The sequence below is a fragment of the Empedobacter sp. GD03865 genome (genome assembly GCF_029840775.1).
Lineage (GTDB): Bacteria > Bacteroidota > Bacteroidia > Flavobacteriales > Weeksellaceae > Empedobacter > Empedobacter falsenii_B.
Genome location: NZ_JAOCDF010000004.1, coordinates 1 through 12,310, shown reverse-complemented (window position 1 = coordinate 12,310; position 12,310 = coordinate 1). Strand labels below are relative to the sequence as shown.

Annotated in this window: 10 protein-coding genes; 9 read left to right on the top strand and 1 reads right to left on the bottom strand. The window is 30.3% G+C overall.

Annotation, left to right across the window (positions count from 1 at the left end; genetic code table 11):
- Positions 1-9: 9 nt before the first annotated feature.
- Positions 10-1,125 carry a DegT/DnrJ/EryC1/StrS family aminotransferase gene (locus N5D46_RS02425; protein WP_038331857.1) on the bottom strand — a complete coding sequence of 372 codons (1,116 nt, stop codon included), beginning with the start codon at positions 1,123-1,125 and terminating at the stop codon, positions 10-12.
- Between the two features lie 100 nt (positions 1,126-1,225).
- Here N5D46_RS02425 and N5D46_RS02420 point away from each other — a divergent pair, with 100 nt between their 5' ends.
- The 9 genes from N5D46_RS02420 to N5D46_RS02380 all read left to right on the top strand — a co-directional run bounded on the left by N5D46_RS02420 (position 1,226) and on the right by N5D46_RS02380 (position 12,214).
- Positions 1,226-2,482, top strand: coding sequence for a glycosyltransferase N-terminal domain-containing protein (locus N5D46_RS02420; protein ID WP_125348629.1), 1,257 nt, complete (start codon positions 1,226-1,228; stop codon positions 2,480-2,482).
- A 147-nt stretch (positions 2,483-2,629) separates the two neighbouring features.
- Positions 2,630-3,265 carry a porin family protein gene (locus tag N5D46_RS02415; RefSeq protein WP_180905053.1) on the top strand — a complete coding sequence of 212 codons (636 nt, stop codon included), beginning with the start codon at positions 2,630-2,632 and terminating at the stop codon, positions 3,263-3,265.
- Positions 3,266-3,399: 134 nt separating this feature from the next.
- The gene (locus tag N5D46_RS02410; protein WP_038331851.1) at positions 3,400-3,777 is read left to right on the top strand and encodes a BlaI/MecI/CopY family transcriptional regulator; all 378 of its coding nucleotides are present in this window, start codon (positions 3,400-3,402) and stop codon (positions 3,775-3,777) included.
- A gap of 84 nt (positions 3,778-3,861) precedes the next feature.
- On the top strand, positions 3,862-5,490 hold the full coding sequence (locus N5D46_RS02405) for a M56 family metallopeptidase (protein WP_280049088.1): 1,629 nt from the start codon (positions 3,862-3,864) through the stop codon (positions 5,488-5,490).
- Between the two features lie 54 nt (positions 5,491-5,544).
- Positions 5,545-6,159, top strand: a complete 615-nt coding sequence (locus N5D46_RS02400; protein WP_280049087.1) for a porin family protein — start codon at positions 5,545-5,547, stop codon at positions 6,157-6,159.
- 129 nt (positions 6,160-6,288) lie between these two features.
- Complete coding sequence (locus N5D46_RS02395; RefSeq protein WP_280049086.1) at positions 6,289-9,399, top strand: UvrD-helicase domain-containing protein; 3,111 nt, start codon at positions 6,289-6,291, stop codon at positions 9,397-9,399.
- Entirely contained in the window at positions 9,399-11,207 is a 1,809-nt protein-coding gene (uvrC, locus tag N5D46_RS02390; protein WP_280036900.1) for an excinuclease ABC subunit UvrC, read from the top strand. The genes N5D46_RS02395 and uvrC overlap by 1 nt, the downstream gene beginning before the upstream one ends.
- Entirely contained in the window at positions 11,188-11,628 is a 441-nt protein-coding gene (locus tag N5D46_RS02385; protein ID WP_257467985.1) for a hypothetical protein, read from the top strand. Before uvrC ends, N5D46_RS02385 begins: the two co-directional genes overlap by 20 nt.
- 88 nt (positions 11,629-11,716) lie before the next feature.
- Complete coding sequence (locus N5D46_RS02380) at positions 11,717-12,214, top strand: DinB family protein (protein ID WP_125348619.1); 498 nt, start codon at positions 11,717-11,719, stop codon at positions 12,212-12,214.
- Positions 12,215-12,310 lie beyond the last annotated feature (96 nt).

The following is a 12,310-nucleotide window of genomic DNA, read 5'->3' as shown; positions in this document are numbered from 1 at the left end:
TAGGATAAATTATTTTCCAAAAAATTCGCGAACAGCAGAAGTGATGTAAGCCAATTGCTCCTCATCTAACTCTGTGTGCATTGGTAAAGACATTACTTCTTCTACCAATTTGTTTGTATTTGGAAAATCTGCATCATTATAATGCCCGTTATCATACGCTTTTTGTTTGCGTAATGGAACAGGATAATAAATCATCGCAGGAATTTCTTTTTCAGTCAAGAAAGCTTGTAATTCATTACGTTTACCATTTGTTACACGTAACGTATATTGATGGAATACGTGAGTTGTGTCTTCTCCTTTTACAGGCGTTAATAATGCATCAATATCTTTAAAAGCTTCTGTATAATAAGCCGCAGCTTTGTTACGAGCAGCGTTATAATCATTTAAGAAAGGTAATTTACGACGTAAAACTGCTGCTTGAACAGAATCCAAACGAGAGTTAACACCAACTTCATCGTGGTAGTAACGTTTGTACATTCCGTGATTTACAATTCCACGTAAACGATGTGCAATATCATCATCATTTGTAAAAATTGCACCACCATCACCATAACAACCTAAGTTTTTTGAAGGAAAGAAAGATGTACAACCAATGTGACCAATTGTTCCAGCTTTTCGACCTTTGTAATCCGCTCCAATAGCTTGTGCAGTATCTTCTACAACATATAAGTTATGTTCTTTTGCAATTGCCATAATCTCGTCCATATTCGCACATTGACCAAATAAATGAACTGGAATAATTGCTTTTGTTTTTGGCGTGATTGCCGCTTTTAATTTTTCTGTATCAATTGTAAAAGTATCATAATCAACGTCAACTAATATTGAATTTAATTTCAATAAATCAATAACTTCAACAGTTGCAGCAAATGTAAAATCAGCAGTAATTACCTCATCACCTGGTTCTAAACCTAAAGCCATCAAAGCAATTTGCAACGCATCAGTTCCGTTTCCACAAGGAATTACGTGTTTTACATTTAAGTAATTTTGCAATTCAGTTTCGAATTGTTTTACTTCTGGTCCATTAATAAAAGCAGCCGAATCCAAAACATTCAAAATTGCTGCATCAACGTCTCCTTTTATTTTTTGATATTGACTTTGTAAGTCAACCATTTGTATTTTTTTCATAACTTAATGAATCTTTCAAAATCTACAACTTTAAAAAGTCGTTATTATTACAACAAATGTACAAAAAAAGCTCATTCTAAATTTTTAACTTTGCAACATTGTGCAAGGATTTTATAACACATCAATTAAGGCGTACGGAATGGCGCTAAAATTGGCTTCGAATTTTAACGAAAAAGCAAAACTTTGGGTAGATGGAAGAAAAAATTGGGAAGAAAAAATAGCTTCTAAAATTTCAGAAACCGATAAAGTTTTGTGGGTACATTGTTCATCTTTAGGCGAATTTGAACAAGGTAGACCAGTGATCGAAGCATTGAAAGAAAACTATCCAACACATAAAATTGCTGTTTCATTTTTCTCGCCTTCTGGTTATGAAATTAGAAAGAATTATCAAGGCGCAGATGTTATTTTTTATTTGCCTTTGGACACAAAATCAAATGCAGAAAAGTTAATAAAAGTGCTTCATCCAGAAATTTTGATTTTGGTGAAATACGAATATTGGTTCAATTTGATTATCGAATTACATCAGCAAAACATTCCTACAATAGTGGTTTCGTCAATCTTTAGAGAGAGTCAAAATTTTTTCAAAAAAGACGGAAATAATTGGTTTGCGAAAAAATTAAGTTTGATAAATCATTTCTTTGTTCAAAATCAAAAATCAAAAGATTTACTGGATTCAATCAATATCACACAAAATACAATTGCAGGCGATACGCGATTTGATCGTGTCAAACAGATCATTCATCAAGATAATGAATTGGATTTTATGAATGATTTTAAACAAAATTCGAAATTAATTGTTGTTGGAAGTTCTTGGCCAAAAGATGAAGAATTATTTGTGAATTTAATCAACCAAAAATTAAATAATGATTGGAAAATTGTTTTTGCACCACATAATTTGAATGATGCTGAAATCAATTCTTTTCAGAATAAAATCAACCAAAAAGCAGTTAAATTTTCTGATTTAGAAAAAACATCCAAGCAAGAGTTAATCGATTCGAAAATATTTATTCTAAATACAATTGGTATTTTATCAAAAGTCTATTCTTATGCAGATATTACCTATATTGGCGGAGGTTTTGGTGCAGGAATTCATAACACGTTAGAAGCTGTAACATTTGGAAATCCTGTCGTTTTTGGTCCTAAATACAAGAAATTTCAGGAAGCTGTGGATTTGATAGAAGTTGGCGGAGGATTTTCTATTGCTAATCGACATGAATTTGATACAATTATGAATCGTTTGATGAACGATGAAAATTTCCGAAAAGAAAGTGGAAAAAAAGCTAGAGATTTTGTTCAAAATTCACCAAATGCAACTAAAATTATTTTAGAATATTTAGATGATATTTGTAAATCTTAAAATTTTATCAATTTTTAACAAAAAAGGCACAGAAATTGTGAATCAAAAAAGCATTATTGATTTTTTTAAAGTGTAAATCAATCTTCTGTATGAATAAAACTTTACTTTTGAATTAAATATATAACTCAGACTTAAGTAATAAAAAAAATGAAAAAACTAATCTTAGGAATAGCACTTTTTGGTGGATTAAGTGCAGCAAACGCGCAAATTGATTTAGGAGTAAAAGGAGGTCTTAACTTTCCAACTTTATCTGGTGATTCTAGAAAAATTTACTCTGATAGTCAAGGAAATGGTTTAGGGACTAAATTAAGAACAGACTTTTATGTTGGTGGTTATGCAAACTACAAAATAACGGATCAAATTAGTTTTCAACCAGAACTTCTGTATTCTAAACAAGGAGCTGGATTAAAAACAAATGACAATTCAAAAGCTAAATTTGTAACACATAATATTAATATTCCTTTAATGGGACGTTATGAAATTATGGATGGTTTAAATGTTGAGTTTGGTCCGCAATTAGGATTTTTAGTTTCTGCTAAAATGAAAACTGAAGAAGGAAAAACAGATACTAAAATAAAAGCTACAGACAATTTCAAAACATTTGATTTTGGTTTAAACTTCGGAGCTGCATACAAAATTACTGATGAATTAGAAATTAATGCTCGTTTTACAAAAGGATTATCAAACATTAATGATTATTATCCGCAAACAGTTAATGACAATTACAAAATTACAAATACTTACTTTAGTATTGGTGTAGCATACAAATTAGCTGAAATGTAATTTATTTCGAATTTAAATATAGGAAGGAGCTTTTTTGCTCCTTTTTTTGTGCTTTATCGTTAAATAATTCTAAAAAAACTTTGTCATGTTAAATTAAATTCTATATTTGTAGTAGTGAAAATACAGTTGTAGATATGAAAGTTAAATTATCAAGAAGAGAAGAGGAAGTGATGGAAGTTATCTGGAGCGGAAAACAAGTTTTTGCGAAAGATATTATCGATTCTTATGACGATCCAAAACCTGCGAATACTACAATTTCTACCTTATTAAAGAGGATGCACGACAAAGGTTATATTGATTACGAGCAAATGGGAAACTCGCGTCGATATTATGCTTTGGTAAAAAAAGATGATTATTTTTCGAAAGAAGTAAAAGGAATGATTTCCAACTTTTTTAATAATTCGGCAACACAATTTGCTTCATTTTTTGCTAAATCGAACAATATGTCGGTCGAAGAATTAGAAAAATTACGTGACATAATTGACAATGAAATAGACCGTAAAAAGAAATAATCTATGGTTGCGTTTTTTATAAAATTTATTCTTTGTTCCGGATTTTTATATTCCTTTTATAAACTTTTTTTGGAACGTGAAAGCATGTATAAAATCAATCGATTTTATCTGTTGTTTTCGTTGATATTTTCGTTAATCGCGCCTTTGTACAAAATTGATTTGCCTATCACAGCGACAGAAACAAATATTTCGCCCGAATTATTGGCTTTTCTAATGCAAAATCCTAAATTGTTGCAACAAGAAAAAGGAATCAATTTTGGTGATATTTTGAATGTTATTTACATTTTGGTTGGCGTAATATTTCTTGTAAGATTTATCTACAATTTGTACGAATTGATGTTCAAAATTAAGACAGAAGAAAAGATCGAAGATCAAGAAATTACATACATTCTCGATTTAGATTCGAATCAACCATATAGTTTTTGGAAATATATTTTTATTCCGAAAAAGCAACTAAAAAGTTTACATCAAAATTTAATTGATCACGAAAAAGCGCATTGCATTCAGAAACATAGTTTGGATATTTTGTTGATCGAAATTTTTCAGATTCTTTTTTGGTTCAATCCGCTTATTTATTTCTATAAAAAATCAATCAAACTAAATCACGAGTTTTTGGCAGATGAATATGTTTTGAAAAGAAACTCAGATTTAAAAACTTATCAACATCAAATTTTAGATTGTATTGCAACGCAAAATCCATCTATGATGGCGAGTAATTTCAATTTTATTCTAACTAAAAAGCGCCTACTTATGATGACAAAAAATACATCAAAACGAAAAGTAAAAATTCTGTCTTTTGCTTCTTTGCCTTTTATATTGAGTGCATTTGTATTATTTTCTCAAAAATCTTTCGCACAAGAAGTTGAGAAAAAAGCTCAAAAAGTAGAACAAGTTTTGGAAAAACCTGTTCAATCGCAGGCCGAAATTCTTCTTGGACAAGCAACTACTTTAAGAGATTCGCTTCTCAAAACAGATCAAGTCAAAACGGCTACACCAATAGAAAAAGTGATTACCAAAGATGAGCTAAAAACGATTCTGAAAAGTAATCCGCAAAACAAAATTATCTTGAATGACGCAGGAGATATCATTCTGAATGATTCTATCAAAATAAAAGATATTGTCTTGAAAAAAGAGTTGGTTCCGACGATTTTATACGGAACGGATGGAAAAGTTTTGCAAAAAATTGATCCCAAAGAAATAGAAAAAGTTTTTGTAAAAAGTAATGAAGGTTTGATAGAAATTATCAAAAAAGATTCAAGTATCATCAAAATTTTTAATTCAGAAAAAGACATTCCGAATATTGATAAAAAAGTAAAAACAGCTAAAATGCCAACATTAAAAAATAATATTACGTTGAAAAATGGTTATTCTATTTATACAGATAAAAATGGTGTTGAGCATAAAATTATTAGTTCTGAAATTGATAAGGTTTATATTACAAATAATAAAAATGGTGAATTTGATTTATCCAAATCTCCTAAAACAATTACAAGTTTAAAAGTTAATAATATAAATAGTGATGATGTGAATATTACGATTCTTCCAAAGAATGGATATTCAGTAGAATATAAATTTACGGAATCTAATGAATCATTATCTAAACAATTAGATAAAAAGCGAACAGAGTTGAAGCTTGATGAGCAAAATACTAAAAAGCAAATAAAAGAAATCGAAATACTACAAAAAGGAGAGCGTAAAAAGAATAAAAGTTAGTACCTTTTTTACATTATTGTTATATCTTTACTCAAACTTTAAAATTTTACTTATATGAAAAAATGTTTATTTTTTATTCCATTATTAGCTTTCGCTATTAATACAAATGCTCAAACTAAATTTGGAGCTAAAGCAGGTCTTAATGTATCAAATTTATCTGGAGATAACCAAAATGCTGATGCAAAAGTAGGTTTTCATATTGGAGGTTATGCTAATATAAAATTTGCTGAGAAATTTGCGTTTCAACCTGAATTGTTATATTCAGCTCAAGGAGCTAAACAGTCAGGACAAATTTATGTTAATCAAGAAATTGGAAATGTTAATGCAGACGTGAAATATAAATTAGATTATATTAATGTTCCATTAATGATCAAATTCTATCCAACTCAAAATTTTAATATTGAAGCTGGACCTCAAGTTGGTTTCTTAGTTAATGCAAAAGCTAACGTTAAAACAACAGCTTTAGGACAAAAAATAGACACTGATCAAGACATGAAAGATTACTTAAAATCTACAGATTTTGGTTTAAACATTGGATTAGGATATGAGTTTTCAAATGGTCTTAATGCAGGAGCTCGTTACAATTTTGGACTTTCAAATATCTCTGATGAAAACGGTGGAGATATAAAAAATTCTGTATTTTCAGTTGGTTTAGGATATTCATTCTAATCATTCTTTTATAACATATTCTCAAAAAAAGGAAACTCGCACGAGTTTCCTTTTTTTTATACGTCATGTTTTGGCATTCTGATTTTCTATTTTTGAGAAGATTGTTTAACTTTCCTAAAAATTCAGAATTTGTTACAAGCAGGCGATTTCAAAATTTACAATGCTTCCGCTGGAGCAGGTAAAACTTACACATTGGTAAAGGAATTTCTTTCGTTGTTATTGACGAATGAAAGCGATTATCATTTCGAACATATTTTAGCCATTACGTTTACCAATAAAGCGGCTGGCGAAATGAAGGAACGTATTATCGAAACTTTAGAAGAAATTGCTAAAAATCCTAACCCAAAAGAAGATCGTTATATTCTCGAATTAGCTTCGGAACTGAATTTGAAGCCTGAAATCATCAAGACAAAAGCATACAATATTCTGATTGCAATTCTTCATAATTATTCTAAATTTTCGATTTCTACGATTGATAAATTTAATCTTCGATTGATGAAATCTTTTGCGCAAGATTTGGGTTTATCAATGAATTTTGATGTCGAAATGAATACAAATGAAATCATTAATGAATCCGTTGATTTGTTGTATTCAAAAATTGGTGAAGACGAAAAACTAACGCAAACAATGATCAAAATTGCGTTGGATAATATGGACGAAAATAAATCGTGGGATATTCGAAAAACGCTTTCTTCAGACACTTCAGACATTTCTAATGATCGTCATTTACAAGATTTAGAAAAGTTAAAAAACATTTCGTTAGACGAATTTATTCGTTATCGAAAAGTTATTTTTGATGATATAAAAACTTTGAAAGATGGCTTGATTACAATCGGAAATGAGTTTTTCGAATTGCTTGCAAACAAAGGAATTTCGGTAAATGAATTACCAGGAAAAAGTCGAGGAATTGCTGCTTTTTTCCAGAAATTAAAAAACTTTGATGGTTTTGGTTTGATTTTACCAACCGATGCGAATACAAAAGATATTTTGGAAGAAGGATATCTCTCGAAAGTGAAAGATGCAATTGCTGAATCTATTTTTCCTCAAGTGAAAGATTTGTTCGAAAAAGCTGCAAATATCAACGATCATTTACTTTTGTTAACCTCAATTCAGAAAAATATTTCATCAATTTCGTTGATTAATGAAGTTGAAAAATCATTGGATTCGATCAAAAAAGATTCGAATGTTTTGTTGATTAATGAATTCAACACCATTATCAGTAAAAATCTGCAACAACAACCTGCCAATTTTATTTACGAACGAATTGGTTCGCGCTACAATCATTATTTTATTGATGAATTTCAGGATACATCGACGTTACAATGGAATAATCTGAATCCGTTGGTGGAAAATGCACGCGCGCAATCTGACACAATTATGCTGGTTGGCGATGCAAAACAGTCTATTTATCGTTGGCGAGGTGGAAATCCTGCGCAAATGATTGATTTAATTGATCGAAAAGAGGAAGAAAATATAAAAGTTGAAGAGTTAGAAAAAAACTGGCGAAGCCACGAGAATATTATCCAATTTAACAATGAATTGTATTCGTTTATCGCACCACAACTCAATTTGCCGAGTTTTCAATATTTGTACGAAATCGGAAATAAACAATTGACCAATCATCAAAAAGATGGGTTTGTCAAAATAAACTTCATTGAGCAAGAAGGTCGTTCGAAAGATTTATTTAAAGAACAAAATTTAGAATTAGTTTTAAAAACGATAGAAGATTGTCGAGCAAATGGTTTTTCTTTAAATGATATTGCAATTTTGGTTCGTAGTAATGCGCAAGGGATTTTGTTAGCGAAATATTTGACCGAAAATAACTTGGTTGTAATTTCAAATGAAGCTTTGTTGTTAAAAAATTCTTTCGAAATTCAATTGATTGAATATTTGTTCAAAATCACATCAAATCCTCAAGACGAGCAATCGAAAATTCGTTTTTTGATGGTGGCTTATGAATTAGAATTATTCAAAACGGATGATTTAACAATCACAGTTGAAAAAGCTTTAAAAGGAGATTTGCCAAAGTTTTTAAAATTAACCAAATCAGTTGGGATAGATTTAGATTTTATTCAAGATCAAAACCTTTCGTTGTATGATTTTACAGAAAAAGCGATTCGAACTTTACATTTACAAGAGCGTTCGCCCGCTTATATTTTAAGTTTTTTGGATGTTATTTTAGAGTATTCATCGAAAAATGAATCAGATCTGAATTCATTTCTTGAGTTTTGGTCGACAATCAAAGATAAAGCGAGTATCAAAACGCCAAAAGGTGTCGATGCGATTCAGATTATGACGATTCACAAATCAAAAGGCTTGGAATTTCCAGTTGTAATTTTGCCGTTTTTAGATTGGCAAAGTAAGAATTCTAAAATTTGGATTCCATTACAAAAAGATGAAGAAAATCCGTTCGAAACATTTTATGTTGGAATTAATAATGAATTAAAATCAATCAAAAACGAAGCGATAAAATCGAAGATTGACGAAGAAGAAAATTTGGTTCAATTGGATGAAATTAATACACTTTATGTTGCAACAACGCGTGCAAAAGAGCAATTGTATATGATAGCGCTAAAACCGAAAGAATCTTCGAAATCAAAAAATATTGCAAATTATTTACACGAGTTTGTTTCGTATAAAGGTTTTTCTGAGGATGAAATTATTTTGAAAGGTTCTCCTGAACGAATTTCAACTCCAAAAATCATAGAAAATTCTTCGGCTGAATTAAAAATTTATTCTTCGGATTGGAATACGCGTTTAGTGATTAATACGAATTCGGAAAAGGCGCAAGAAAAGTTAAAATTCACCGAATTTGGAAATACAGTTCATAACATTTTATCGCAAATTGTTACACAAAATGATTTACCAAAAATCATCGAAAGTGAAAAACAACGTGGTACAATTTCAGTCGAAAATGTAGAACATCTGCAAAAAACCTTGCAAAATTTATTACAAGATGCTAAATTAGTTCCATATTTTGCTGAAGGTTTAACGGTTTTGAATGAGCGCGATTTTATTGATGAAAATGGACAAATTTTCAGAGCCGATCGTGTGGTAATTGATGCAGAAAATAATTGTTCGATTATCGATTATAAAACTGGTCAACCCGATTTAGATCATCATTTTCAAGTGAATAGATATGCCAATTTTTTTAGAAATTTAGGTTATAATATTCAGACCAAAATCTTGATTTATATTGATGATGAACAGCAAAAAATAAATGTTGTAGAGGTATTTTGATGAATGAAAATGTAAAATTAAAATTAGCGAGTTTACCCGAAACGCCTGGTGTTTATCAGTATTATAACAAAAAAGGAGATTTGTTATACATTGGCAAAGCGAAAAACTTGAAGCGTCGCGTGAATTCGTATTTCAATAAACAACACGATTCAAAACGTTTGCGTGTTTTGGTGAGTAATATTGATAACATCGAAACCATCAACGTAAATTCTGAATATGACGCGTTGTTGTTGGAAAATAATTTGATTAAAGAACATCAACCGCGATATAATATCCTGTTAAGAGATGACAAAACCTATCCTTGGATTTGTATCAAAAATGAACGATTTCCGCGAATTTTTTCAACTCGCAATGTAATCAAAGATGGTTCGGAATATTTTGGACCATATTCTAACGGAAAAGCGATGAAAGTTTTGTTAGGTTTGATCAAAGAATTGTATCAACTAAGAACATGTTCGTACGATTTGAGCGAGAAAAATATTGAAAATCATAAATTCAAAGTTTGTTTAGAATATCATATTGGCAATTGTCTTGGTCCTTGTGAAGCTTATCAAACCGAAGAAGAATACAACGAACAAATTTCGGCAATTCGTAATATTATCAAAGGAGAATTTAACGAAGCAAAACAATATTTGGTCAATCAAATGACGAAATATGCATCGGATTTGAAGTTTGAAAAAGCGCAAATGATTAAAGAAAAAATTGAAGCGTTGCAGAATTATCAATCTCGATCTACAATTGTTTCGCCAACGATTACCAATGTTGATGTTTTTTCGATTACGTCAGACGAAGAATATGCGTATGTCAATTTCATGAAAATTTATCACGGTGCTATTATACAGTCGCATACAGAGGAATGGAAAAAGAAATTGGATGAAACGGACGAAGATTTATTGGAGCGCGCAATTATTGATTTTTCAGATCGATTTAATTTAACTTCGAAAGAAATTTATGTTCCGTTTGAATTGAGTTTAGAAATTCCGTTCAGAAAAATTACAGTTCCAAAAATTGGCGATAAAAAACATATTGTCGATTTATCATTAAAAAATACTCGAATTTATCGTTTAGAACAGCTTAAACAAACTAAAATCGTCGATCCTGATCGTCATACAAATCGTATCATGAATCAGATGAAAGTTGATTTACGTTTACCTGCAGAACCTCGACATATAGAAGGTTTTGATAACTCTAACATTCAAGGAACGAATCCTGTTTCGGCTTGTGTGGTGTTCAAAAATGGAAAACCAAGCAAAAAAGATTATCGTATTTTCAATGTTAAAACTGTAGAAGGGCCAAATGATTTTGCAACTATGGAAGAAGTGATTGAAAGACGATATTCAAGAGTTTTGGCTGAAGGAGAATCTTTGCCTCAATTAATTTTGATTGATGGTGGAAAAGGACAATTAAGTTCTGCTCTAAAATCGATTGATCGTTTAGGGTTACGTGGAAAAGTTTCCGTGATTGGAATTGCGAAACGTTTGGAAGAAATTTATTATCCAGACGATCCTTATCCGTTATATTTGGACAAAAATTCTGAAACCTTAAAAGTGCTTCAACATGTGCGAGATGAATCGCATCGATTTGGAATTACGCGTCACCGAAATCGTCGAAGTAAAAACGCTTATAATTCGGTTTTGGAAGAAATAGAAGGTGTCGGTCCGCAAACAATTAAAGAATTATTAACAAAATTTAAATCGGTCGAACGAATAAAAAATGCATCTTTGTTAGAATTAACCGATTGTATAGGAAAATCTAAAGCAAAAAAAATAAAAGATTATTTTTCGAATGATGAAAAATCTACTAATTGACAGAGATTTAACGTCTCTTTTGAACAATCCAAAGTTACAAGCTACTTTGGCAATTGTTCCTATCACTTTATTTATACTTGGCTTGTTAAGTTATTTTGGAATTTTTTATTCGATGTTTAGCACGCTCGATGCGCAGCTAGGACATTTAGGAAGTTCTAAATCACTATTGAGTGCCTTATTAGGAAATCTTATCATTTTTATCTTTTTGGTATTGATGAGTTTTTTCACTGGTGTGATTTCTTTTGTTTACTTTATTGTGCATGCTTTAAAGAATCCAAATTTGATAAAAAGTGATGATCGTTTGGTCTGGATTACGATTATTATTTTTGGAAATGGAATAGGAATTTTTGTCTATTGGCTAACTCAAATCAAGCGAAAAAAGCCTCGTCCAATTATTGATTTATACACAGACGATATCTAAAAATATAAACTGTTTTACTAAATTGTAAAGCAGTTTTTTTATGAATTATTTCAAAAATTTGTACCTTTTAACTACAAATCAAAACAACATGAAAATAGTAGAATTATTAGCAAAAGAATTGCAAAACGAGTATCAAATTACCAAAGAATTTATTGCAAGATTTCCTGAGGATAAAACGACATACAAACCTCATGAAAAAAGTATGGATATTACAACTTTAACAAATCATGTGGTTGAAATATTTGCTTGGCCAGCTTTGATCTTAACAACTGATAAATTAGATTTTGCAGCAGGGGATTACAAACCGACAAAATTTACCTCTATTGAAGATTTACAACAAAAATTGGATGATGATTATGAATTAGGAAAAGCGGCGTTAGAGAATGTGAACGAAGATCATTTATCAAAAAGATGGCAAGTTACAGAAGGAGAAACTGTTTTTGCAGATTTTACAAAATATGAAGCAATTCGTCATGCTTTAAATCAAATTACACATCACCGCGCTCAATTGGGAGTTTTTTATCGCTTACTTGGAATAGATTTACCTTCGAGTTATGGACCAAGTGCTGATTCTCAAAAGTTTTAAAAAATAAAAAAGACCTCTAATAGAGGTCTTAAAATCATAATTAGTGTTAATTGTATTACTGATCAGTAATATTATTATCTCAAAAATATAACATAT